This is a genomic window from Mycobacterium pseudokansasii (assembly GCF_900566075.1).
GTDB classification, from domain to species: Bacteria; Actinomycetota; Actinomycetes; order Mycobacteriales; family Mycobacteriaceae; genus Mycobacterium; species Mycobacterium pseudokansasii.
On the sequence record NZ_UPHU01000001.1, the window covers coordinates 3,848,803 to 3,872,996 of the forward strand.

The following is a 24,194-nucleotide window of genomic DNA, read 5'->3' on the forward strand; positions in this document are numbered from 1 at the left end:
GACTCTGTGTCTGCTCGCGAGGCCCCGCGTACGACGGCCCCCGGCGCAGCAAACCGGTAGTTTCGTGGTGGCTGGTCCACACCCCGGACACCGGATAGGGAGCGCCGTGGCGCGTTGAAATGCCTGCAACTGTTGCCGGTGCCGCGTATGGTCTGGCCAGTTGCTGGCGGTTGCTGGGAGGGCTCGTTGGAGGGAACTTCGTTCGGGAGGTACCGCCTGGTCGAGTTGCTGGGCCGCGGCGGCATGGGCGAAGTGTGGCGGGCCTATGACACCGTCACCGACAGGGTCGTCGCGGTCAAGATCCTGCCCGCCGAGATTTCCGACGACGAGGTGTTCCAGCAGCGGTTCCGTCGCGAAGCTCATGCCGCCGCACGATTGAGCAACCCACATCTCATCCCGATCCACACCTACGGGGAGATCAACGGACGGCTGTTCGTGGACATGCGGTTGATCGAGGGCCGCGACCTACAGTCGGTGCTCAGCCACGGGCCGCTGCCGCCGATGCGGGCGGTGCGCATCATCGAGCAGGTTGCCAAGGCGCTGCACGCAGCGCACCGGGATGGGCTGTTGCACCGAGACGTCAAGCCGTCAAACATTTTGCTCGACGCCGACGACTTCGCCTATCTGATCGATTTCGGAATCGCGCGCGCGGCGGGCGAACTGGGCTTGACAACAGTCGGTGATGTGATCGGAACCTGCCATTACATGGCCCCGGAACGGCTCAGCACCGCGCAGATCGATGCCCGTTCGGATATCTACTCGTTGGCTTGTGTGCTCTATGAGTGCTTGACCGCGCAGCGCCCCTTCCCCGGTGACATCGAGGAACAGATCACCAGCCACCTCGAGGCGCCGCCGCCGCGGCCGTCGAGCACCATTCCCGGGCTGCCGGTGAAGTTGGACATGGTCATCGCCAAAGGGATGGCCAAGAATCCCGACGACCGCTACGAGACCGCGGTCGAATTGGCCAGAGCCGCCCATGACGCCCTGACCGCGCCCCCGCTGCAGCCGTCCGTTCGGACACCGCCGCCAACTCCCCACCCCGTCGGTGCGCACGCCCACCCCGACACTCGTGGCCAACCACGCTCGCCACGGCAGAATCTCCCGGCCCCGCCGACGATGCCGCGGCAGCTGGCAGAGGCGCTCTCGGTCCCAGGGCAACAACTCGCTGCCGGCCCGCCGGCGGAGGTGACACGGTCACCGTCGCGGCCATGGTGGCGCCGCAAGGCCGTCGCCATCTCGGCCGCGGCCCTGCTCACGGTGGCTGTCGCTGTTGCGGCCATGGTCACGGTCAGCAAGCTGAGTCCAGAACGCACCGAGTTTCAGCAGGTGGTGCTGCCTTTCACCGGCCTTCGGGACCCGCATGGCCTGTCGGTCGACAGTGGGGGCACGGTCTATGTCGGTGACACCCTGCACAATCGGATACTGGCATTGTTCGCGGGATCGACCACTCCGGTCGTACTGCCTTTCGACGGCCTCAGCTATCCGACCGGTGTGACAGCCGACAACAGCGGCACCGTCTACGTCAACGACGCCGGCAACAGGCGGGTCGTGGTACTTCCTGCCGGCTCGAAAACCCAAGTCACCCTTCCCTTTACGGATCTAAGCAATCCGACCGGGTTGTCGGTGGACAGCAGCCGCACCGTCTATGTCACCGACACGGCGAAGAACCGAGTGGTCGCACTGTACGCCGGTTCGAACGCACAGTTCGTTCTGCCCTTCACCGGCCTAAGCGATCCAACCGGTTTGGTGGTGGACGGCAGCGGAACAGTGATCGTCGCCGACGGCGGCAACAATCGGGTCCTGGCGTTGCCGGCCGGCGCGAAAACCCAAGTCACACTGCCCTTTACCGGACTCAAGCAACCCGGCGGTGTCACCGTGGACAGTGAGGGCGCGGTCTACGTCACCAACAAAGGCAACGGCCGGATACTCAAACTCCCGCCAGGCTCGTCGACGCAAGTCGAGCTGCACTTCACCGGCCTCGACAATCCCTGGGGTTTGGCGGTCGACAACATGGGCACTGTCTACGTCGGCGGCCGCAATGACCAGATTGTGGCGCTTCGGCAGAAGTAGGCAGGGCAGGGTTTTGCCCCGGCCCAGCCGGAGATGCCCTGAGGCGCGTACGGACACAACCACGCGACTGCGTTTGATGATGGTTGGCCGCAGCGCCCGGCTGCGACGCTCGTCGGGCACACGTACCGCCACGCCGCCGCAGTCTGGCAGCCGAACCGAAACCGGGGGTTGACACACACAGTTGATTTGTGCAACTGTAGCCAGTACCAATGTATTGGATTCAATACAGACGTATGATTCGGCGAAGCGTCGAGCCGGGCAGTTTCGCCGCGGGAGATCCATCGAAAGGGGTTGTGACGGTGACGTTGTGGGTGGTTCCTGAGGGCTTGGCGGGCGCGGCCGCCGCGGTCGAGGCGTTGAGCGCTCGGCTGGCGGCCGCGCATGCCGCTGGCGCACCGATGATTTCAGCGGTGGTGGCACCGGCGGCCGATCCGGTCTCGGTGGGCACCGCGGCCGGCTTAAGCGCATGCGGTATCGAGCACGTGGGCGTGGCCACCGAGGGAGTCGAAGAGCTGACCCGCTCCGGAGTCGGCCTGGGTGCCGCCGGGATCAGCTACGCCGCCGGCGATAGCGCAGCCGCACTGACCTACGGCCTGGCCGGCGGCGGAGCATGAGCGCACCGGTCTGGATGGCCTCACCCCCGGAGGTGCACTCCGCGCTGCTCAGCGCCGGACCCGGGCCCGCCCCGCTGCTCACCGCCGCCACCCAATGGTCCACCCTCAGCGCCGAATACGCCGCCGTCGCCGAAGAACTCAGCACCGTACTAGCCGCAACCCACACCCTTGCCTGGCACGGCCCCAGCGCCGAGATCTGCGCAGCCGCCTACGCACCGTATCTGGCCTGGCTAACCCAAGCCAGCACCGACAGCGCCGCCACCGCCACCGTCCACCACAGCGCCGCAACCGCCTACCTCAGCGCCCTGGCCGCCATGCCCACCCTGGGCGAACTGGCCGCCAACCACACCACCCACGCAATCCTGCTGGCCACCAACTTCTTCGGCATCAACACCATCCCCATCGCCCTCAACGAAACCGACTACGTGCGCATGTGGATCCAAGCCGCCACCACCATGAGCGCCTACGAAGCACTCTCGGCCACCGCACTGGCCACCACCCCCCACACCACCCCCGCACCCCTCATCATCAAACCCGGCAGCACCCTCACCACCACCACCGCCGCCCAAATATTGTCATCCACTCCATGGACGACCATTCTTTTGGAAATATTGACGCTGATACCCAGGATCATCATCGCTTTTATACTCAGCATAGCCGCACTTTTTATATTGATTCCCATTCTCATCGGAACAGCCATCCTCGCTTTGATCACATTACCGATTTTCGGGTTGATAGCGATCGTCGGTCTGCTGACTGGATCAGCTCTCACAGCCGAAATCGGTGCTATCGGCCTAGTAGTAGATGGACTTCTGCTAATCGCAGCAGCTTTGGGAATTGTCGCGTCGCCACTTCTTCCTATCTATGTCGTGGTCGCCCCCATCGTCGAAATCGTGGTACAAATCATCGGCAATCTGTCTGGGTTTTTCATGGGCTCGATCGTCGCAACTGCGGGCGGGTTATCTGCGCTTAGCTCAGGCTTCGTCCCGGGCGTAGCGACCGCGGTACCGACGGCAATCGGTGTGCCTGCAGCGTCAATGGCTGCCGCTCCCGCCATGGGCTTGGCTGCGGTTGCTCCGTTGGCGGGTATGGAAGTTGGTGCGGTGGCGCCGGCTTCGGGTGTGTCGGCGGTGGTTTCGCAGGCGCAGTTGGTATCGGCGGTGTCGGCGGGGTCTCAGGGTGCCGGCGCTTTGGGGTTTGCCGGCACGGTCGAACACGGTGCTGTGCAGCCTGGCGGATTAACCACCGTTGGAGATGTCGAGTTCGGCCACGACACGCAGGTGCCGATGTTGCCGGCCACTTGGCACCCGGATCTGGTTGGGACAGCTGCTGATAGCAGATTAGCCCTGAGTGCTCTGTGACGTATCGCGGCCACAAGGGCCGCACGAATTTAACAACACCGAATTGACAGGAGACATGTTGTGAGCTTGTTGGATGCCCACATTCCGCAGTTGGTAGCGTCGCAGACCGCATTTACCGCCAAAGCCGGGCTGATGCGTCACACCATCGGTTCGGCCGAGCAATCGGCGATGTCAGCACAAGCGTTTCATCAGGGCGAGTCCGCCGCGGCGTTTCAGGCCGCGCACGCACGGTTCGTCGAGGCCGCCAGCAAGGTCAACGCCCTGCTAGACATCGCGCAGGCCAATCTCGGTGACGCCGCCGGCACTTACGTGGCTGCCGACGCGGCCGCAGCGTCAAGCTACACCGGATTCTGAGCCGACCACCACTGCCCATTCCTGAAAGGAAATTTCTGATGTCACAAATCATGTACAACTACGCGGCGATGCTCGGCCACGCCGGAGACATGTCGGGATACGCCGGAACCCTGCAAGGCCTGGGCGCCGACATCGCAAGCGAACAATCCGCACTGTCCAACGCCTGGCAGGGCGACACCGGAATGACCTATCAGGGCTGGCAAGCCCAGTGGAATGACGCCATGCAAGACCTGGTGCGCGCCTACCACTCCATGGCCTCCACCCACGAGTCCAACACCCTAGCGATGAACGCCCGCGACATCGCCGAAGCCGCCAAATGGGGAGCCTAAACCCGCAACAAAACAACGCGTCCGACGCGGTGCACCGATCGTCAAATCACCTCGGCCAGACGCTCGAAAACCCCGCGGTATCAGAATTTCCGGTGCTGCGTGTTCGCCGATAAGGCGTCCACCAGCTGACATTCATGGAAAGGGTTGTGTTGGTGATGTTGTGGGTGGTTCCTGAAGGGTTGGCGGGTGCGGCTAGCGCCGTCGAGGCGTTGAGCGCTCGGCTAGCGGCCGCGCATGCCGCTGCCACACCAGCGATTTCCGCGGTAATACCACCGGCGGCCGACCCGGTCTCGTTGAGCACCGCAGCAGGCTTTAGCGCCGGCGGTATCGAACACCTGGGCCTGGCCACCCAAGGAGTCGAAGAACTGACCCGCTCCGGAGTCGGCCTCGGCACCGCCGGGGCCAGCTACGCCGCCGGCGATAGCGCAGCAGCACTGACCTACGGCCTAACAGGCGGTGCAATATGAGCGCACCCATCTGGATGGCCAGCCCACCAGAAGTGCACTCAGCACTCCTCAGCGCCGGCCCCGGACCCGCCTCGCTGCTCACCGCCGCCACCCAATGGTGGTCGCTTAGCGCCGAATACGCCGCCGTCGCCGAAGAACTCAGCACCGCGCTGGCCGGGATGGAAGCTGTTAGCTGGCACGGCATGAGCGCCGAGATCTGCGCGGCCGCCTACGCGCCGTATCTGGCCTGGCTCACCCAAGCCAGCGCCGACAGCGCCGCCACCGCCACCGTCCACCACAGCGCCGCAACGGCCTACCTCAGCGCCCTCGCGGCAATGCCGACCCTGGGCGAACTGGCCGCCAACCACACCACCCACGCAGTCTTGCTGGCCACCAACTTCTTCGGCATCAACACCATCCCCATCGCCCTCAACGAAGCCGACTACCTGCGCATGTGGATCCAAGCCGCCACCACCATGAGCGCCTACGAAGCACTCTCGGCCACCGCACTGGCCACCACCCCCCACACCACCCCCGCACCCCTCATCATCAAACCCGGCAGCACCATCGCCACCACCACCGCCCAAACCACCCTCACACCCTTCCCCTTGTGGGAGATCCTCGAATATATTGCCCGAGCTATCCTGACCGAGATTATCCTCATTGTCGGATTCTGGGGTTTTCTTCTCACCGTCTGGGTTGTGCCATTCCTTTTTGTCGCCGCTGCGATAGCATTGTGGGCAGGTAATGCCACTCTTGCGTATGATCTTGCTTTTGCAGCTACGTTTTGGTTGATCGCGATTCCGGTGTTCGGAATCTCGGGTGTGCTATTACCTATTGTTGCTCCCCTACATGTCATCGGGATCGTGATTGACTGGATCATCGGAAACTTGACTTTGATTGGTCCAGCGTTGGCGCCCTCAGCAGCTGCGGCATTGGCGTCGCCAAGTTCCGCTGTCGCTTCGAGCGCGGCCGCTCCTTTGATGGGTGTAGCTGCCGGCGCTCCGCTGGCGGCCACTCAAGTCGCTGCGGTGGAGCCGCTAGCCGGTATGCCGGCGTTGGCGTCGCAGGCGCAGCTGGTGTCGGCGGTGTCGGCGGGGCCTCAGGGTGTTGGCACCTTGGGGTTTGCTGGCACGGTTGAGCAGGGTGCTGGTGTGCACGCTGGCGGGTTGGCCACCGTGCGAGGTGCCGAGTTCGGTGACGGCGCGCAGCTGCCCATGTTGCCGGCCACCTGGCACCCGGATCCGGTTGGGACAGCCGCTGATAGCGGATTAGTCCTGGCTGCTCTGTGATGTATCGCGCCCACATGGTCGCAAGAATTTAACAAGATCGAGTAGACAGGAGATATGTTGTGAGCTTGTTGGATGCCCACATTCCGCAGTTGGTGGCGTCGCAGTCGGCGTTTGCCGCCAAGGCCGGGCTGATGCGTCACACCATCGGTTCGGCCGAGCAATCGGCGATGTCGGCGCAAGCGTTTCATCAGGGTGAGTCGGCCGCGGCGTTTCAGGCCGCGCACGCGAGGTTCGTCGAGGCCGCAGGCAAGGTCAACGCCCTGCTAGACATCGCGCAGGCCAATCTGGGCGATGCTGCCGGGACTTACGTGGCCGCCGACGCTGCCGCGGCGTCAAGCTACACCGGATTCTGAGTCGGTCACCACTACTCATTCTTGAAAGGAATTTGTGATGTCACAAATTATGTACAACTACGCGGCGATGTTGGGTCACGCCGGGGATATGTCGGGATACGCGGGAACGCTTCAGGGCCTGGGTGCCGACATCGCTAGCGAACAATCCGCGCTGTCCAATGCATGGCAGGGTGACACCGGAATGACTTATCAGGGTTGGCAGGCCCAATGGAATGACGCCATGCAAGACCTGGTGCGCGCCTACCACTCGATGGCCTCCACTCACGAGTCCAACACGTTGGCGATGAACGCGCGCGACATCGCCGAAGCCGCCAAATGGGGAGGGTGAACCCCTGAGAAGGCAACGCGTCGACGGTGGTCAGCCGGTTGTCAATCGCTTGGCCGGACGCTCGAAAAACCATGCGGTATGAGACTATTGCAATGGTGCATTGTCTTCCATGGAACGGGCAGTGCCTGACTTTCGCAGCAAGGGGTTGTGACGGTGACGTTGTGGGTGGTTCCTGAGGGCTTGGCGGGCGCGGCCGCCGCGGTCGAGGCGTTGAGCGCTCGGCTGGCGGCCGCGCATGCCGCTGCCGCACCGATGATTTCAGCGGTGGTGGCACCGGCGGCCGATCCGGTCTCGGTGGGCACCGCGGCCGGCTTAAGCGCATGCGGTATCGAGCACGTGGGCGTGGCCACCGAGGGAGTCGAAGAGCTGACCCGCTCCGGAGTCGGCCTGGGTGCCGCCGGGATCAGCTACGCCGCCGGCGATAGCGCAGCAGCACTGACCTACGGCCTGGCCGGCGGCGGAGCATGAGCGCACCGGTCTGGATGGCCTCACCCCCGGAGGTGCACTCCGCGCTGCTCAGCGCCGGACCCGGGCCCGCCCCGCTGATCGCAGCCGCCACCCAATGGTCGTCGCTTAGCGCCGAATACGCCGCCGTCGCCGAAGAACTCAGCACCGCGCTGGCCGGGATGGAAGCTGTTAGCTGGCACGGCATGAGCGCCGAGATCTGCGCGGCCGCCTACGCGCCGTATCTGGCCTGGCTGACCCAAGCCAGCGCCGACAGCGCCGCCACCGCCACCGTCCACCACAGCGCCGCAACGGCCTACCTCAGCGCCCTCGCGGCAATGCCGACCCTGGGCGAACTGGCCGCCAACCACACCACCCACGCAGTCTTGCTGGCCACCAACTTCTTCGGCATCAACACCATCCCCATCGCCCTCAACGAAGCCGACTACCTGCGCATGTGGATCCAAGCCGCCACCACCATGAGCGCCTACGAAGCACTCTCGGCCACCGCACTGGCCACCACCCCCCACACCACCCCCGCACCCCTCATCATCAAACCCGGCAGCACCATCGCCACCACCACCGCCCAAACCACCCTCACACCCTTCCCATGGCAACAAATCACCGAGCTTCTGGACTATGTAGGCCGGCTGCTATGGGAAGTACTTCCAACATTGCTGTCGGAACTCATTCCGCTCGGATTCGCGGTGCTTTGGCTGGCGTTAGATGTCTTGACTCTTAATGTAATTGGGCTGGTGCTCCAATTAATCGAAGATGCTCCCCTATTCATCCAGTTTGGTATAAATTGCTTGCTGGTCGCGTACTTCTTGGCCTACGGGTACTTCGGTGTCGTAGAGATCCTGCTCGAGTGGGTGATCGGGAATGTCTTGGGTGTCTCTCCCCTGTTAGCCGGGATGTTGGCTGGCGGTGTCGCTCCCCAGATGGCCGGCGTCCCGGGTGTGGGCCTGGCCACTGCGACCGCTCCATTGACGGCTATGGCTGCGGCAACCCCGGTGGCGGCCGCCGAAGTCGCTGCGGTGGAGCCGGTGGCGGGTATTTCGGCGGTGGTGCCCCAGTCACAGTTGGTGTCGGTGACGGCTGGCCACCAGGGTGCCGGGCCATTAGGATTTGCGGGCACCGCCGAACAAGGGGCCGGCGTGCAAGCTGGCGGTTTGGCCACCGTACGTGGTGCCGAGTTCGGTGATGGCGCGCAGCTGCCCATGTTGCCGGCCACCTGGCATCCGCAGCCGGCGGCGGCGGTTGGGGTGTAGCGGTCCCGGCTTTTTCATGCTGGTTGATCTAAAATTGCCGGCATTGATCGGAAACGACTTCCCGAACTGCTGTAATTCGTTTTGCTGAGGACCGAGTCGGTCGAACTGCTTAGGCCGCGCTTTGATGGCGGTAGTTTGATATCAATCGAATCTGCGATCGGAATAATCGTCATGGCCATCTTTCAGCAGAAGTTTCGGTTAATATACTCATCGATCTCCTCGATCAACCAATAGCCAAAAGTTATTGACTTACATCAGCTCACAGGCATTTGTCCGGGAATGAACAGTCCACATTCAGATAACACGATTAAAATCTCTACGTGATTGAAACATCCAAGACTCCCGTCAATGAAGTATCTGACACCGTAGCTCCTGCACCGACAATGGTCTCGCAAAAATCGGAGACCCCAAAGATTTTCAAAGCCGCGGCGTGGGTAACCGTTGTCGTCGGGACCCTAGTGGTCGTTGCCGCAATATTCTTTGCTGGCTTTGGGATGGCTGTCTATAGCGAACATGCCGGCGGCTCCCATCACCATCAGCGCGAATATCCCGCGATGGTGATGGAAATTCCGAACGGCGGCCACGGTGTGCCCAACCACGCGCAACCTTCACCCGCGCCTTCTCCCACGCCAGGCCGTTAGAATCGCTCAACCCGAATAGCCCAGTGCTCAGTGAGCACTGGGCTATCAAACCATTTCGACCCTTCGGCAAAGACATCAGTCACGCAACGGGACCCCGACGCAGTCGACGATCGCGCCGGTGTCGAACTCGACGTCGACGTGGTGAAGGGTCCACGCCGCATAGTCCTCCTGGTTCAACATCGACCATGCAAAAGGATTGACGCCACGACATGACGGCAGGCGACCGGGGTGCAGGTTGAGGAATGACCGGCACGGCCGACTGGAAAAGCACGGCGATTGTTGCCGTGCTGAACTTCTGGCAACAACGCACCGATACCGTGATGTCCGGTCGGATGCGGTCGAGCAGTTCGTGGCTCTGGATACCGTTGACATCAACAAGCTCGTAGGCATCGATGGCTTCGCCGGCGCAGGTCCGCCAGCCATTGATCGTGTTGAGAAGCGGCCGGGTCGAGGCGGGGGATGGGTGACGCCGCAAGTGTCGGTAGGCCACCGTTGGAGGAGTTCATACTCGAGGAATAACAAGCGCTGCAGCTGAGGAGGGGCTGTCTTGCGGATCCGTGCGCGAGTAAACAGTAATGTGCACCGTCCGCCGTAGTCTATTGTTCGCCAAGTGATTTCGACGCTGACGAGATGACTGACAATATCGCTCCCAACAATGAGCGCGATGTTGGCAGTTGCAGGCGGTTCCGAAATCTGACTCACCAATATAATTGCATTATGGCGTGTGTTTTTCGTCGAGCGCCCCAGGCCTCGTGACAGCCGGGGAGAGCACCCTATTCCTACGCTTATTGCAGGCGGGAATCCGTACACGATGACTCACTGAGAGTGATCAGGCGAGCAAATTTGTTGCTGCGTTCACAAACGGCACCACAGAGCATTTGCCGAGTGATTACAGCCAAGGTATGAGACAGATCCGGATTATCACTGCAGATTGAATGACAGTTTGTTGAAAGTCCTGGTTGACCTTGCCGCAGGGACTTACGACTGCCACAGCGGGGTCCTTGTGCCCTGGCCGGCTGCGCGCTTCGCCAGAGAGCATTTCCGTACGAGCCTCGCCCCGATAGCGCTTAACCGGCAAGGCTTCCGGATGGGAGCCACACGATGACCAAACCGATTCCGCCACTGGATCTTTCATGGCTGTTGCTGGAGTCGCCGGCCGGCACCACGCACGTCGGCGCCATGCTGCTGTTCAAAAAGCCTGCCGGTCGCGACCCCGTGGCCGAGCTGGTGCAGACCTATCGGGAGTACTCTCCGGCACCGCCGTTCAACTATGTGCCCGAACTTCTGGTTCGCGGTGCGCCCCATTTCAGGGAAGTTTCGGCCTGGGATCCGCACTACCACATCGGACACCTGTCGCTTCCTGCCGGCGCCTGCTACGACGACCTCCTGCGCCTGGTTGCCGATTTGCACGAGCCGCAACTCGACCGGCACCGGCCGCTATTCCGCTGCTGGGTGATCGATGGACTACCGGATGAGATGTTCGCGATCTACACCAAGACTCATCACTCGATCATCGACGGCGAATCGGGCCTGAAGCGGCTCTACGCAGGCCTGAGTACCTCCGATCGCTCCCCCATCCTTGAGCCCGCGTTCGCGCTGGGCGCGCCGGCAGCGCAACCGCACTCGTCGACTGGACTCAACCACAAGGTTGCCGGTTCGATTCGAGGCGCAGTCACCGAACTCGTGGCACTCAACCAGGTCGCGGTCGGTGCGTTACGTAAGGTGCTCGCCGGTCTGCTCGGCTCGCATCTCGAGGGCAACCTGCCGTTCGTGGCGCAGCATGCTCCCACCAACGCTCCACTCGAAATGGGGCGGCGATTCGCCACACTCACGTTGCCGCTCGCCGAAATGCGTGCGGTCGGCCACCACTTCGGCGCCACCCTCAACGACGTCGCGGCCAGCGTCATCGACGGCGGTCTGCATGCTTACCTGCGCGAGACCGACCGCGCGTTCGGGCACCCGTTCATCGCGATGTGCCCGGTGTCGCTGCGGAGCGATGACGACACCGCGATCGGCACCCGGGTGTCGGCGATGTTCGTGCGACTCGGCGAGCCGCGAGCGAGCATGCCGGAACGCATCCGCGAGGTGGTGGATTCGGTCGCCACCGCCAAGAAGGAACTCGCCGCCATGTCCAAGGAGGCCGCGATGACCTACGCGGTCGGACTCGTCGCGCTGGCGGGCCTTGGCGCGTCCACACATCTGGATCGCATCGGCCATCCGGCATGCAATCTCGTCATCTCCAACGTCGCAGGCGTCAAGGAAACCCGGTACCTCAACGGAGCCCGCCTGCTGGGCATCTACCCGGTCTCGGCGCTCGCCGCCTCGATCGGGCTCAATGTCACCATGGCGTCCTACCACGACAGTATGGATTTCGGCTTCATCGCCAACGCTGCGGCGATCGACGACCCCACGCGCCTCGCCCGCCTGACGCTGCAGGCCTACCAGGAGCTGAAGGACGCCGCGGCAACACGGTCCACGCGACCGAGCCGCGCATCTTCCTGAAGCCGGCACGCTAACGTCTCAGCCACACCCGGGTCGGCGAAACTCGTTGCCACATAAGGCGATTACAACACCGCACACTCGGCCGGCACCTCGGATTCGACAGCCCGCGATTGCCGCAGCTAGTCGGCCGGCGTAAACCGGACCACGGCCCAATTCAGGCGTTCGGCCGCCTCGGCAAACTCTTCAAGGGTGGGTATGCGCTTGTCGCGGAACTTCAACCCGATGATCAGTTGCGCGCGCCGCAACCCATAGGACTCGGCGCAGCGGTGCACCATCTCGGCGACGGTCGCGCGATCTTCGATGAGTTCGCCACGCATGGTCATCGGCATGCCGTCGTGGTGGATCTCGGCCGTGGCACCGTCGCGAAAGTTGTTCTTCCATCGCATACGGGTGAGGACGAAAAGACCGTCGTCCGACCAATGGGCGCTTATCGGTATCGAATACTGACGACCAGTCTTGCGCCCGGTGAAGCTCAACACCATGAAATGCTTACCCGCCGAGCCCCCGAAAGGGGTGCGCAGCAACAGGTTTACCAGCGGGCGAATGATAGTGAGCGCGCGCTGCCCCCCGTCGCTGACACCTTCGACCGCATGCAATTGTTTTGACATGCTAGATGTTATATCAGCTAAGTTTCTTGCCCGCCACCCGAGGGCTTTCGCAGGCCTTCGCAGCCGCGCAGCTCACATCAGTCACCCGGCAGCGCGCGGCTTGGACCCTCGCTTGCCCCGGCGCGCCCGGCTGATCTCGAGAAGCCGCGTCACCCCGTCCTCGATGCCTGCCGCCAACGCCTCGATATCGGGCGCGGTGTCGTAGTCCGCCATGATGCCGAAGACGAAATTGTCGGCGTAGCTGACCATCGCCACGCCGGTGCGCAACTGCAAAGCGATCGGCGGGATCGGCAGCATTTCCAGCACCCGCCGCCCCATCAGCTTCTGTTCGCGTCGCGGGCCGGGAACGTTGGTCGCCAACCCCACCACCGCCCGCTGCGGCAGGTGGCTGAGCAACCGAATCGTCCACGCCGAGAACACAAATGGGATGTTCTTGGCCGCCGAAACCACGGCGTTGCCGCCTTCGCGTTGACCGCTGCCTTTCGCCCGGGTGAGTCGGCTGTGCACTAGCCGCAGCTGCTGCACCGGGTCCGGCTCATCGACCGGCAGCAACGGCAGCATCGCCGAGACCTGATTGTCGGCCCGGTTGAACTGGTTCGCTCCGCGCACCGACACCGGGACAAGGGTGCGCAGCGAGTCGCGGCCGGGGTGTTCCCCCCGCGCAAGCATCAGCCTGCGGTAGCTGTCGGTGATCGCCGCCAGCGCAACGTCGTTGAGCGTCACACCAAACGCCTGGGCAACTTCGCGCACGTCAGCCAACCGGACCCGGGCCGCATGGTAGCGCCGCATCGCGGTGACCCGTCCGTGCAACGACGAATCCGGCGCCGGACTGAGCAGACTGCCCGCCAGTTCGGCCGCGCCCACCGCGACATGCTCGACGACGCTCGCGGCGCCCAATGTACTGCGCACCATCCCGCTCACCCAGCTCAACGGGTTGAGGCTGATCTTCGGCAGGCCAAGCCCATGCCGATCGGGTTCCTTCGCGGCCCGGATATCGGTGGCGAAAGAGTCGCTGCCGCCCCCGTTACTGCCACCGTCGTTGAACCGCGCCAACATCTGCGCGGTCGCGATGCCGTCGGCCATGCAGTGGTGCAGCTTGGTCAGCACCGCCCAGCGGTCATCGCTGAGCCCCTCGATCATGAAGCAGTCCCATAGCGGGCGCTCGCGGTCAAGCCGGCGCTCCATCACGGTGGCGATCATTTCGAACAGTTCGGCGTCCCCGCCGGGGTGCGGCAAGGCGAGGCGATGCAGGTGCCGCGAAATGTCGAAATGTGGGTCATCCACCCACTCGGGTGGACCGAGATCCAGCGGGTGCGTCCGCAGGATCTGCCTGAACCGCGGAATCACCGAAGCCCGCTCGACCAGACCCGAGACGAACTCTTCGAATGCCGGGACAGGCCCTTCGATGATCGACAAACCGCCGATCGCCAGGCTCACATGTGGATCGGAGTCTTCGACCTCGAGAAAAGCGGCATCCAGGGCGGTCAAATGCTCCATCCCGCTACTGTCCGCCGTTGCGCGCTCTCCGATCAGAGTCGGAAGTCCTCACCTTGAGGGCCAAACGAAAGCAGCACAGCCGCACAACGAGTCCTATCGTCAGCACCATGACGTCCGGTGACGCCGATGAGTTCGTGCCCCGCGGCGACCTCACAGCCCTGCCCGACCTGCTGCACGGGCAGCACCGCGCGGGGCCGATGCGTGACCGCCGCCCGGTGTACGTCGACCTGCTGCCGCCGTGCAACGCCGGATGCCCGGCCGGGGAGAACATCCAGGCCTGGCTGGCCCTTGCCCGGGCCGGACGCCACGAGCAGGCGTGGCGCCAACTCGTCGCCGACAACCCGTTCGCGGCCGTCCACGGCCGGGTCTGCTATCACCCGTGCGAATCCGTCTGCAACAGAGCACGACTCGATGCCGCGGTCTCGGTGCACGCGGTGGAGCGGTTCCTCGGCGACACCGCACGCGACCAAGGCTGGCGGTTCGGGCCCGCACCGCAGCCAACCGGCAAGCGAGTGCTCGTCGTGGGTGCCGGTCCCAGCGGGCTGTCTGCCGCCTATCACCTGGCTCGCCTGGGCCACCACGTTGAAGTTCGCGACGCCGGCGCGGAGCCGGGCGGGATGATGCGTTACGGCATCCCGAGCTATCGGCTGCCCCGCGACGTGCTGGATGCCGAAATCGAACGTATCGCCGCGCTGGGCGTGCAGCTGGTCTGCGGGCATCGCGTCGACGACCTCGCCGCTGAGCGTCAAGCCGGGAACTTCGATGCGGCATTCGTCGCGGTGGGCGCGCATCTGGCCAAGCGCGTCGACATCCCGGCTCGGGACGCGGGCCCCATGATCGACGCGGTGTCGTTCCTGCGTGCGGTCGCCGCCGGCGAGAAACCCGACCTCGGCCACCGCGTGGCCGTGTACGGTGGCGGCGACACCGCCATGGACGCCGCCCGTGTCGCCCGCCGCCTCGGCGCCGAGGACACCGTGATCATCTACCGGCGCACCGCGGCCCAGATGCCCGCTCACGAACACGAAGTCCACGAAGCCGAACGCGAAGGCGTGCGGATCAATTGGCTGCGCACCATCACCGCCTTCGACCACACCGAGCTCCGGGTTGAGCTGATGGAGCTCGACGAATCCGGACGTCCCCGCCCGACCGGGAGATTCGAGACCCTGGCCGCCGACTCGGTCATCATGGCGCTCGGGCAGGAAACCGAATCGGCGTTCATGCGCAGCCTTCCCGGAGTCGAGTTCGACCGCGACGGCAGCGTGCGGGTCTCACCGACGCTGATGACCGGTTGCCCTGGGGTGTTCGCCGGCGGCGACATGGTGCCGTGCGAACGCACCGTGACCGTCGGTGTCGGACATGGCAAGAAGGCCGCCCACTACATCGACGCGTGGCTGCGCGGCGCCTCCGCTCAGCGCCCGGCAAAGCATCCGGTCGCCGGCTTCGACGCGCTGCACCTGTGGTACTTCGGCGACGCCGGCCAGCGTCGGCAGCCTGAACTTGCTCCGGCACAACGGATTACCGGGTTCGACGAAGTCATCGGCGGCCTCTCGGCGCGGGCTGCGACGTTCGAGGCCGGCCGCTGCCTGTCGTGCGGTAACTGCTTCGAGTGCGACGGCTGTCTGGGCGCCTGCCCGGAGGACGCGGTGATCAAGCTGGGCCGCGGTCACCGCTACCGCTTCGACTACCACCGGTGTACCGGTTGCGCCACCTGCTACGAGCAGTGTCCGGTGCACGCCATCGAGATGATGCCGGAGCCGCGATGACACGCATCACGGTGGATGGCAACGAGGCGGTGGCATCGGTGGCCTACCGGCTCAACGAAGTGTGCTGCATCTACCCGATCACGCCGTCCTCGCCCATGGCCGAGCTGGCCGACGCGTGGTCGAACCGGCGCCGGCCGAACGTGTGGGGCGCCGTGCCGACGGTGGTGGAGATGCAAAGCGAGGGCGGGGCGGCCGGCGCCCTGCACGGCGCCCTGCAGGGCGGAGCGCTGGCGACGACGTTCACCTCGTCGCAAGGCCTGTTATTGATGATCCCGAACATGTACAAGATCGCCGGCGAGCTCACCTCGGCGGTGCTCCATGTTGCCGCGCGATCCCTTGCCGCCCAGGGCCTTTCGATTTTCGGTGACCACCAGGACGTGATGGCGGTGCGCCAGACCGGCTTTGCACTGCTGTCGTCGGCGTCGGTGCAGGAGGCCCACGACCTGGCCCTGGTCGCGCAGGCGGCCGCCCTGCGCACCCGGGTGCCGTTCGTGCATTTTTTCGACGGCTTTCGCACCTCGCACGAGCTCAACACCGTCGAGGCGCTCACCGACGACGACCTACGGTCCCTGGTCCCGCAGGCATTGGTCCTGGCCCACCGCGACCGTGCTTTGTCTCCCGAACGGCCGTTCGTGCGCGGCACCGCGCAAAATCCCGACACCTACTTTCAGGCCCGCGAAACCGTCAACCCGTTTTACGCCCGGGTGCCGGAGGTGGTCGAGGACCTCATGGACGAGCTCGCCCAGCGCACCGGACGCCCGCTACACATCGTCGACTACACCGGGCACCCGCAGGCCGAGCGGGTCGTGGTGCTGATGGGTTCGGGCGCCCAGACCGCGGCCGAAACCGTGGCCGTTCTCAATGCGCGCGGCGAGCGGGTCGGGGTGGTGCAGATCCGTTTGTACCGACCGTTCCCGGCGCAAGCGGTCCTGACAGCGCTGCCACCCTCGGTCCGCGCCGTCGCGGTGCTGGACCGCACCAAGGAGCCCGGGTCCCACGGCGAGCCGCTGTATTTGGACGTCGTCGCCACCCTGGCCGAGGCCCACAGCCGCGGCGAACGATCGTCGCTGCCGCTGGTGTGCGGCGGACGCTACGGCCTGTCGTCGAAGGAATTCACCCCCGGCATGGTCGCCGGCGTTTTCGAGGAGCTGGCCCGCGAGCGGCCGCGCACCCGTTTCACCGTGGGTATCGACGACGACGTCAGCGGCACCAGCATCGGCTACGACCCGGGATTCGACATCGACTCCCCCGCAATCACCAGTGCCGTGTTCTTCGGCATCGGCTCCGACGGCACCGTCGGCGCCAACAAGAACACCATCAAGATCCTCGGCGCCCAGGACCACGTCTACGCCCAGGGCTACTTCGTCTATGACTCGAAAAAGTCCGGATCGCAAACTGTTTCGCATTTACGCTTCGGGCCGGAACCCATCAAAGCGCCATATCTGGTGCAGCGCGCGGCTTTTGTCGGCTGCCACCACCAACGGTTGCTGAACAAGGTCGACGTGCTGGGCCACGCTGCCCAGGGTGCGGCGCTGTTGCTCAACAGCTCCCGGACGCCCGAGCGGGTGTGGGATAGCCTGCCCGGCCCGGTGCAGCAGCAGATCATCGACAAACACATCCGGCTTTACGTCGTCGACGCCGCAGCCATCGCGCGTGAGGTGGGGCTGGCCGGCCGGATCAATATTGTGCTGCAGACCTGCTTTTTCGCGATCGCCGGTGTGCTGCCGGTGCAGACCGCGATCGCCGAGATCAAAGACAGCGTCGCCAAAACCTATGCCGGGCAAGGTGCGGACGTGGTCGGTCGCGAACTCGACGCCGTCGATCGAGCCCTCGCCGGCCTGCACCAGGTGCAGGTGCCCGACAACGCCACCTCCACCCGTGGACTCGACCCGCCGGTGCCTCCTGATGCCCCGGATTTCGTGCGAAGGGTGACCGCGGAGATGATTGCCGGGCGCGGCGACGCGTTACCGGTCAGCGCGCTTCCGGTCGACGGCAGCTATCCCAGCGGTACCGCGGCCTACGAGAAACGCAATATCTCCGACCTGGTCGCGGTGTGGGATCCCGACACCTGCATCCAGTGCGGCAACTGCGCATTCGTGTGCCCGCACAGCGTCATCCGGACCACGTTCTACCAGCAGGACCGCCTGCACGACGCGCCCGCCTCCTTCCGGTCGGCACCGCTGAATACCGTCGGCCTGCCCGATACCCGCTACACGCTGCAGGTGTATGCCGAGGACTGCACGGGATGCAACCTGTGTGTGCAAGCCTGCCCGGCCGTGGTTCCCGGGACGCCGATCACCAAGGCGATCAACCTGGCGCCGCGCGAACCGCTGGTTGCCGAGGCACGCCAGAACATCGCGTTCTTCGAAACCCTGCCGGTGCCAAACCGCTCGATGGTCGACTTCGGCACGGTGCGCGGCGCACAGTTCCTGCAGCCGCTGTTCGAATTCCCCGGCGCCTGCGCGGGATGCGGTGAAACGCCCTACCTCAAACTGCTGTCCCAGCTGTTCGGCGACCGGTTGATGATCGCCAATGCCACCGGATGCTCGTCGATCTACGGCGGCAACCTGCCCACCACACCCTGGACCACCAACGCCGCGGGCCGGGGCCCCGCCTGGTCCAATTCGCTGTTCGAAGACAACGCCGAATTCGGTCTGGGCATGCGCCTGGCGGCCGATACCCACCTGCATCAGGCCCGCCAGCGGCTGACCGAACAGCGCGACCGCCTGGGCGCCGACCTCGTCGACGCCATCCTGGCCGCCCCGCAACGGCGGGAATCAGAGTTGCACGCCCAACGCCAGCGGATCACCGAGCTAGCCAGCCGGCTGGATCGGCTGCCGCCCGGCATTGCAGACGAATTGCGCAGTGTGCTAGACCATCTCATCCGCCGCAGCGTGTGGATCGTCGGCGGCGACGGCTGGGCCTACGACATCGGCGCCGGCGGGCTCGACCACGTACTGGCCAGCGGGCACAACGTCAATGTGCTGGTGCTCGACACCGAGGTGTATTCCAACACCGGCGGGCAGATGTCGAAGAGCACGCCGCTGGGCGCGGTGGCCAAGTTCGCCGCCGGCGGCAAGACCGTTCCGCGCAAAGACTTGGCGCTGCAGGCCATTTCGTACGGCAACGTCTACGTGGCGCGCGTCGCGATGGGCGCCGACCCGCAGCAGACGTTGCTGGCGTTGCGGGAAGCCGAGGCCTACGACGGGCCGTCGCTGGTGATCGCCTACAGCCACTGCATCGCTCACGGCTTCGAGCTGCGGTATGGCCTGAAGCAGCAATACCGCGCGGTCGCCAGCGGGCACTGGCCGTTGATCCGCTTCAACCCCGTGCTACGCGCCAGCGGCAGACCGCCGTTTCTGCTGGATTCCCACCGCCCTCGGGTATCGCTGGCCGACTTTCGCAATCGTGAGCTGCGCTACCGCAGCCTGGCCAACTCCGATCCCGAGGAGGCCGAACGGCTGCTCGCGCTTGCCCAGGAGTCCATCGACCAACGCTGGGAGGTCTACGAGGACATGGCGTGCCAAGCGCCGCACCGATTTCCCTCCGACGCGCGACGGGAGCGCTGATGGACCTGTCTACCCGCTACCTCGGGCTGAGCCTGCGCAACCCGCTGCTGGCCTCGGCATCCCCACTGAGCCACACCGTCGACGGTGTCCGGCGGCTCGCCGACGCCGGTGTGGCGGCGGTGGTGCTGTACTCGCTGTTCGAAGAACAACTGCGCCGTGAAGCCGAGCACAACCAGCGGATGGCCTCCCAGGGCAGCGAAAGCTACGCCGAGTCGCTGAGCTACTTCCCCCCGCACAGCGGCGAGAGCGGTGGCGGCCAGCGGTATCTGCGTCTGGTCGAGCGCGCTGCGGCCACCGTCGACATCCCGGTCATCGCCAGCCTGAACGCGTCGACCCCCGGCAGCTGGGCACGCTACGCCGGGCGGATGCAGGACGCCGGTGCGGCTGCGATCGAGGTGAATATCTACTACCTTCCCGGCGATACCGGTGTCGACTGCAGTGCCGTGGAACGGCGTCATCTCGACGTGCTGGCCGCGGTCAAAAGCGCGACCACCGTGCCGGTGGCCGTCAAGCTCAGCCCCTATTTCAGCGCGACCGCCGACATGGTGCACCGCCTCGACGCCGCAGGTGCCGACGGGCTGGTGTTGTTCAACCGGTTTCTGCAACCCGACATCGACCCCGAGACGCTGAGCACCGTGCGCACGATCACGCTGTCGACGCCGACGGACACGCGCTTGCCGCTGACCTGGATCGCGTTGCTGCGCGGGCGGATACGCGCCTCGCTGGCCGCCAGCACGGGGGTCGAGCACGCCGCGGATGTGGCCAAGTACCTGCTCGCCGGGGCAGACGTGGTGCAGTCGGCGTCGGCGTTGCTGCGCCACGGTCCCGAGTACGCGGGCGTGCTGTTGCGGGGACTTTCGGACTGGATGAGCCGCAAGGGCTTTCAGACCCTCGATGAGGTACGCGGGCTGCTGGCGGCCCCCAGCGCCGAGGACTCCGCTTCCCGCGAGCGCGCCGACTACGTCTGGGCGCTGCGAAAAGCCAATTACGGACTGTACGAATCCTATTGAACACACGGAGGAAGGCACCATGAGCACGTTTACCTACATTCGCTACTTCGAAGAATTCGGCATCGAGGACGTGCCGCTCGTCGGCGGCAAGAACGCCTCGCTCGGCGAGATGTACCAGAAGCTGTCCGAGCAGGGTATCCGCGTCCCGCACGGGTTCGCCATCACCGCCCAGGCCTACAAACACATGCTGGACAGCGCCGGCGCCTGGGACGCGCTGCACGCCGAGCTCGACGACCTCGACCCCGACGACGTCACCGCACTGGCGCGCAAAGGTAAACGCGCCCGGGAAATCGTCTACGGCGCCGGGCTTCCCGACGACCTGGCGGCCGAGATCGTGGCCGCCTACCGCACGCTGCAGGAGGAGTACGGCGAGGAGGTCAGCCTGGCGGTGCGCAGCTCGGCGACCGCCGAGGACCTGCCGACGGCCAGCTTCGCCGGCCAGCAGGAAACCTTCCTCAACATCACCGGGTCGGAGAGTCTGCTCGACGCCTGCCGCCGCTGTTTCGCCAGCCTGTTCACCGACCGGGCCATCCACTATCGCATCGACCAGGGCTTCGACCAGTTCAAGGTGTCGCTGTCGATCGGCGTGATGAAGATGGTGCGCTCCGATCTGGCCTCCTCGGGGGTGATGTTCACCATCGACACCGAATCCGGGTTCAACGACGTCGTTTTCATCACCGGCGCCTACGGCCTGGGCGAGAACGTGGTCCAGGGTGCCGTCGACCCCGACGAGTTCTACGTCCACAAGCCGACCTACCAGGCCGGCCATCGTGCCGTGCTGCGCCGCCTGGTCGGCGACAAGGCGGTGAAAATGATCTTCGTCGAGGGCGGCACCAAGCACACCACCCGCAACATCCCCACCCCCAAGGCCGACCGTGCCCGGTTCTGCATCACCGACGAGGACGTTCTGGAGCTCGCCGGCTACGCCTGCACCATCGAGGGACATTACCGGCGCCCGATGGATATCGAGTGGGCCAAAGACGGTCTGGACGGCAAGCTCTACATCGTGCAGGCCCGGCCCGAGACGGCGGCCTCCCAACGCAGCCTGACGACCATAGAAACCTATGTGCTGGAAGGTAAAGGCGAGATCCTCACCGAGGGCCGCTCGGTCGGCGAGAAGGTCGCCACCGGTGTCGCGAAACGGATCGACAACCTCGAGCAGCTGTCGGCCTTCCGGCCCGGCCAGGTGCTGGTGGCCGACACCACCACGCCGGACTGGGAGCCGGTGATGAAGACGGCGGCCGCCGTCGTCACCAACCGCGGCGGGCGAACCTGCCACGCGGCCATCATCGCGCGCGAGCTGGGCATCCCGGCGGTGGTCGGTGCGGGCGATGCCACCACGAGCGTCCCGGATGGCCAGGTCGTCACCGTGTCGTGTGTGGAGGGCGACACCGGGCGGGTGTACCGCGGCGAGGTGGGCTTCCACGTCGACCGCACCGAGGTCGCCGACCTGGCGCGGCCGCGCACCCAGATCATGATCAACCTCGGCAACCCCGATCTGGCTTTCAAGACCTCGTTCTTGCCCAACGACGGTGTGGGGCTGGCCCGAATGGAGTTCATCGTCAGCGAATACATCAAGGTGCACCCGCTGGCGCTGCTGCATCCGGACAAGGTCGACGACCCCGATGCACGGCGGACGATCGAGCGGCTCACCCGCGGCTACGCCGACGGCAGCGAGTTCTTCGTCCAGCGGCTGTCGGAGGGAATCGGCACGATCGCGGCGGCCTTCTGGCCCAAGCCCGTGGTGGTGCGGATGTCGGACTTCAAGACCAACGAATACGCCAGCCTGATCGGCGGCAGCGGCTTCGAGCCGACCGAGAGCAACCCGATGATCGGCTTCCGCGGCGCGTCACGCTATGCGCACCCGGCCTATGCCGAGGGCTTCGCGCTGGAGTGCCGTGCGATGCAACGGGTGCGTGAGGAGATGGGCCTGACCAACGTCGTCATCATGCTGCCCTTCGTCCGCCGCGTCGCCGAGGCGGACCTGGTGCTAACGACGATGGCCGAACACGGGCTGCAGCGCGGCCGCAACGGGCTGCAGGTGTATGCGATGTGCGAGATCCCGAATAACGTCATCCTTCTCGACGAGTTCGCCAAGCGCTTCGACGGTTTCTCCATCGGCTCCAACGATTTGACTCAACTCACGCTCGGCGTGGATCGCGACAGCGAGATCGTGGCCTTCGACTACGACGAGCGCGACGAGGGAGTCAAGGAGATGATTCGCCTGGCCGTGGAAGGCTGCCGCCGCAACGGGATTCACTCGGGGCTGTGCGGGCAAGCGCCGTCGGATTACCCCGACATGGCCGAGTTCCTGGTCCGCATCGGTATCGACTCGATCAGCCTCAACCCCGATGTGGTGGTCAAGACCACCCGGCAGATCCTCGAGCTGGAGCAGCAGGTGGCGTCGCGGCCCTGAATTCGCGTGCATCGGCTCACGCCGAAATCCACACCACCGCGGAAAAGTGCGAGAGACGATGACGTCGATCTCGGCGGACGTCGATCTCGGCGGTGGCTGCGATGAGATCGTCACACGGACATCGCCGTCGGGTCATCCACCGATCGCGCTATGGGTGGGCATTTCGTCCCCGAAGTTGATGCCCATATCCCGCGCGGTCAGAATCGAGTCGCAGTCGAGCGGGACCGTCTTTTGCCGGTGGGTGGCCTCGGCGAGTGGCACGTAATCGACGGTCGGCGGATTCAGCGCCACCATGACGCCGCTGTGCCCCTCGTCGAGAGCCCGCACGGCCGCGGCGCCGAAGCGCAGACCGAGCAAGCGGTCGAACGAGGTCGGCGAGCCGCCCCGCAGCAAGTGGCCGAGCACCACGGTGCGTGCCTCGCGTCCGGTCATCCGTTCGAGCTCGGCGGCCACTTTGGCGCCGATGCCGCCAAGACGCTCCGCCTGCCCCACCGACTTGCCCACGATCGACACCTCGCCGCCGACCGGCCGGGCGCCCTCGGCGACACAGACGATGGAGAACTTCGCGCCGTGCCGTTCGCGGTCCCGGATCACCGCCGCCACCGGGTCGAGACTGAATGGGATCTCCGGGATGAGGATCGCGTGCACTCCCGACGCCATGCCGGCGTTCAGGGCGATCCAGCCGGCGTAGCGGCCCATCACCTCCACCACGATGATGCGGCCGTGCGATGTCGCGGTGGTGAACAGCCGGTCGATGCACTCCGAGGCGAAGTCGACGGCGCTGTCGAAGCCGAATGTCGAGGTCGTCTTGTCCAGGTCGTTGTCGATCGTCTTGGGCACCCCGACCAGCCGAAGTCCGGCGTTGTGCAAGTGCTGGCCTATCGCCATCGATCCGTCGCCGCCGACCAGGATCAGTGCATCGATTCCGTGTTCCTCGAAGCGGCCCAACAGTTCTTTGGTGCGGTCCATCTCGATCCAGGTGCCGTCGCTTTGTTGCACCGGATAGGCGGTGGGGTTGCCGCGATTGGTGGTACCGATGATGGTGCCGCCCTGGTGGATGATGCCGCGGACGCGGTCGCGGGTGAGTTCTATCAACCCGCCGTCGGGATAGGCGTCGGGCAACAACAACCCGTTGAGGCCGTCGCGGATCCCGACGACTTCCCAGTCGCGATTACGCGCGGCCAGGGTGGCCGCGTGAATGACGGCATTGAGCCCGGGCGCATCACCGCCGCCGGTGCTGAGCGCAATCCGCGTTATCGAAGATCTCACGAGGCGCACCTTACGCCAGAGAAGCTCTGGGGCGTGAGGTTCAAAACGGGTGAATAC

At 65.1% G+C, this 24,194-nt stretch carries 21 protein-coding genes; 17 read left to right on the forward strand and 4 right to left on the reverse strand.

What is annotated here, in order from left to right; genetic code table 11:
* The first annotated feature begins 186 nt into the window (after positions 1–186).
* From EET10_RS17410 to EET10_RS29250, 12 genes are all read left to right on the forward strand, one after another.
* Positions 187–2,070: a serine/threonine-protein kinase PknD gene (locus EET10_RS17410; protein ID WP_036402610.1), complete on the forward strand. Its 1,884-nt coding sequence runs from the start codon at positions 187–189 to the stop codon at positions 2,068–2,070.
* Positions 2,071–2,369: 299 nt separating this feature from the next.
* On the forward strand, positions 2,370–2,684 hold the full coding sequence (locus EET10_RS17415) for a PE family protein (protein ID WP_122502817.1): 315 nt from the start codon (positions 2,370–2,372) through the stop codon (positions 2,682–2,684).
* The gene (locus EET10_RS17420; RefSeq protein ID WP_122502351.1) at positions 2,681–4,045 is read left to right on the forward strand and encodes a PPE family protein; all 1,365 of its coding nucleotides are present in this window, start codon (positions 2,681–2,683) and stop codon (positions 4,043–4,045) included. The genes EET10_RS17415 and EET10_RS17420 overlap by 4 nt, the downstream gene beginning before the upstream one ends.
* 60 nt (positions 4,046–4,105) lie before the next feature.
* Positions 4,106–4,399: a type VII secretion system protein EsxG gene (esxG, locus tag EET10_RS17425; protein WP_036402608.1), complete on the forward strand. Its 294-nt coding sequence runs from the start codon at positions 4,106–4,108 to the stop codon at positions 4,397–4,399.
* A 38-nt stretch (positions 4,400–4,437) separates the two neighbouring features.
* Positions 4,438–4,728: a WXG100 family type VII secretion target gene (locus EET10_RS17430; RefSeq protein WP_036402606.1), complete on the forward strand. Its 291-nt coding sequence runs from the start codon at positions 4,438–4,440 to the stop codon at positions 4,726–4,728.
* 152 nt (positions 4,729–4,880) lie between these two features.
* A complete protein-coding gene (locus EET10_RS17435; protein WP_099188455.1) occupies positions 4,881–5,195 on the forward strand; it encodes a PE family protein in 315 nt (104 codons plus the stop codon).
* Entirely contained in the window at positions 5,192–6,466 is a 1,275-nt protein-coding gene (locus tag EET10_RS17440; protein WP_122502352.1) for a PPE family protein, read from the forward strand. Before EET10_RS17435 ends, EET10_RS17440 begins: the two co-directional genes overlap by 4 nt.
* A gap of 59 nt (positions 6,467–6,525) precedes the next feature.
* Complete coding sequence (gene esxG / locus EET10_RS17445) at positions 6,526–6,819, forward strand: type VII secretion system protein EsxG (RefSeq protein ID WP_036402600.1); 294 nt, start codon at positions 6,526–6,528, stop codon at positions 6,817–6,819.
* Positions 6,820–6,856: 37 nt separating this feature from the next.
* Positions 6,857–7,147, forward strand: coding sequence for a WXG100 family type VII secretion target (locus EET10_RS17450; protein ID WP_036402598.1), 291 nt, complete (start codon positions 6,857–6,859; stop codon positions 7,145–7,147).
* Positions 7,148–7,300: 153 nt separating this feature from the next.
* Entirely contained in the window at positions 7,301–7,615 is a 315-nt protein-coding gene (locus tag EET10_RS17455; protein ID WP_036402867.1) for a PE family protein, read from the forward strand.
* Positions 7,612–8,862 carry a PPE family protein gene (locus EET10_RS17460; RefSeq protein WP_122502353.1) on the forward strand — a complete coding sequence of 417 codons (1,251 nt, stop codon included), beginning with the start codon at positions 7,612–7,614 and terminating at the stop codon, positions 8,860–8,862. Before EET10_RS17455 ends, EET10_RS17460 begins: the two co-directional genes overlap by 4 nt.
* A gap of 320 nt (positions 8,863–9,182) precedes the next feature.
* On the forward strand, positions 9,183–9,503 hold the full coding sequence (locus EET10_RS29250; RefSeq protein WP_136622969.1) for a hypothetical protein: 321 nt from the start codon (positions 9,183–9,185) through the stop codon (positions 9,501–9,503).
* A 75-nt stretch (positions 9,504–9,578) separates the two neighbouring features.
* Here EET10_RS29250 and EET10_RS29700 read toward each other — a convergent pair whose 3' ends face one another.
* The gene (locus EET10_RS29700) at positions 9,579–9,926 is read right to left on the reverse strand and encodes a formyltransferase family protein (protein WP_122502354.1); all 348 of its coding nucleotides are present in this window, start codon (positions 9,924–9,926) and stop codon (positions 9,579–9,581) included.
* Positions 9,927–10,604: 678 nt separating this feature from the next.
* Here EET10_RS29700 and EET10_RS17470 point away from each other — a divergent pair.
* A complete protein-coding gene (locus tag EET10_RS17470) occupies positions 10,605–12,005 on the forward strand; it encodes a wax ester/triacylglycerol synthase family O-acyltransferase (RefSeq protein ID WP_063467386.1) in 1,401 nt (466 codons plus the stop codon).
* 119 nt (positions 12,006–12,124) lie between these two features.
* Here EET10_RS17470 and EET10_RS17475 read toward each other — a convergent pair whose 3' ends face one another.
* Together EET10_RS17475 and EET10_RS17480 are read right to left on the reverse strand one after the other, a co-directional pair.
* Complete coding sequence (locus EET10_RS17475) at positions 12,125–12,613, reverse strand: hypothetical protein (protein ID WP_036402595.1); 489 nt, start codon at positions 12,611–12,613, stop codon at positions 12,125–12,127.
* 81 nt (positions 12,614–12,694) lie between these two features.
* A complete protein-coding gene (locus tag EET10_RS17480) occupies positions 12,695–14,110 on the reverse strand; it encodes a WS/DGAT/MGAT family O-acyltransferase (RefSeq protein ID WP_063467385.1) in 1,416 nt (471 codons plus the stop codon).
* A gap of 107 nt (positions 14,111–14,217) precedes the next feature.
* Here EET10_RS17480 and EET10_RS17485 point away from each other — a divergent pair, with 107 nt between their 5' ends.
* Genes EET10_RS17485 through ppsA form a run of 4 tightly spaced genes read left to right on the forward strand, consistent with a single transcriptional unit; the run spans position 14,218 to position 22,868 of the window.
* The gene (locus EET10_RS17485; protein ID WP_036402594.1) at positions 14,218–15,873 is read left to right on the forward strand and encodes an NAD(P)-binding protein; all 1,656 of its coding nucleotides are present in this window, start codon (positions 14,218–14,220) and stop codon (positions 15,871–15,873) included.
* Positions 15,870–19,442, forward strand: a complete 3,573-nt coding sequence (gene nifJ, locus EET10_RS17490; RefSeq protein WP_122502355.1) for a pyruvate:ferredoxin (flavodoxin) oxidoreductase — start codon at positions 15,870–15,872, stop codon at positions 19,440–19,442. The genes EET10_RS17485 and nifJ overlap by 4 nt, the downstream gene beginning before the upstream one ends.
* Positions 19,442–20,452 (forward strand): dihydroorotate dehydrogenase-like protein, encoded by a 1,011-nt coding sequence (locus tag EET10_RS17495; RefSeq protein WP_036402593.1) that lies wholly within the window; start codon positions 19,442–19,444, stop codon positions 20,450–20,452. The genes nifJ and EET10_RS17495 overlap by 1 nt, the downstream gene beginning before the upstream one ends.
* A gap of 19 nt (positions 20,453–20,471) precedes the next feature.
* Complete coding sequence (gene ppsA, locus EET10_RS17500; protein ID WP_036402591.1) at positions 20,472–22,868, forward strand: phosphoenolpyruvate synthase; 2,397 nt, start codon at positions 20,472–20,474, stop codon at positions 22,866–22,868.
* Between the two features lie 132 nt (positions 22,869–23,000).
* Here the strand turns inward: ppsA and EET10_RS17505 are convergent, their stop codons facing one another.
* The gene (locus EET10_RS17505; protein ID WP_036402864.1) at positions 23,001–24,137 is read right to left on the reverse strand and encodes a 6-phosphofructokinase; all 1,137 of its coding nucleotides are present in this window, start codon (positions 24,135–24,137) and stop codon (positions 23,001–23,003) included.
* Between the last annotated feature and the right edge of the window lie 57 nt (positions 24,138–24,194).

What these genes read in the sequence shown, in the direction of transcription:
- EET10_RS17420 (WP_122502351.1), top strand. Translation starts at nt 2,681, where the DNA reads ATGAGCGCACCGGTCTGGATGGCCTCACCCCCGGAGGTGCACTCCGCG.
- EET10_RS17430 (WP_036402606.1), top strand. Translation starts at nt 4,438, where the DNA reads ATGTCACAAATCATGTACAACTACGCGGCGATGCTCGGCCACGCCGGA.
- EET10_RS17440 (WP_122502352.1), top strand. Translation starts at nt 5,192, where the DNA reads ATGAGCGCACCCATCTGGATGGCCAGCCCACCAGAAGTGCACTCAGCA.
- EET10_RS17450 (WP_036402598.1), top strand. Translation starts at nt 6,857, where the DNA reads ATGTCACAAATTATGTACAACTACGCGGCGATGTTGGGTCACGCCGGG.
- EET10_RS17460 (WP_122502353.1), top strand. Translation starts at nt 7,612, where the DNA reads ATGAGCGCACCGGTCTGGATGGCCTCACCCCCGGAGGTGCACTCCGCG.
- EET10_RS29700 (WP_122502354.1), bottom strand. Translation starts at nt 9,926, where the DNA reads ATGGCTGGCGGACCTGCGCCGGCGAAGCCATCGATGCCTACGAGCTTG.
- EET10_RS17470 (WP_063467386.1), top strand. Translation starts at nt 10,605, where the DNA reads ATGACCAAACCGATTCCGCCACTGGATCTTTCATGGCTGTTGCTGGAG.
- EET10_RS17475 (WP_036402595.1), bottom strand. Translation starts at nt 12,613, where the DNA reads ATGTCAAAACAATTGCATGCGGTCGAAGGTGTCAGCGACGGGGGGCAG.
- EET10_RS17480 (WP_063467385.1), bottom strand. Translation starts at nt 14,110, where the DNA reads ATGGAGCATTTGACCGCCCTGGATGCCGCTTTTCTCGAGGTCGAAGAC.
- EET10_RS17485 (WP_036402594.1), top strand. Translation starts at nt 14,218, where the DNA reads ATGACGTCCGGTGACGCCGATGAGTTCGTGCCCCGCGGCGACCTCACA.
- nifJ (WP_122502355.1), top strand. Translation starts at nt 15,870, where the DNA reads ATGACACGCATCACGGTGGATGGCAACGAGGCGGTGGCATCGGTGGCC.
- EET10_RS17495 (WP_036402593.1), top strand. Translation starts at nt 19,442, where the DNA reads ATGGACCTGTCTACCCGCTACCTCGGGCTGAGCCTGCGCAACCCGCTG.
- ppsA (WP_036402591.1), top strand. Translation starts at nt 20,472, where the DNA reads ATGAGCACGTTTACCTACATTCGCTACTTCGAAGAATTCGGCATCGAG.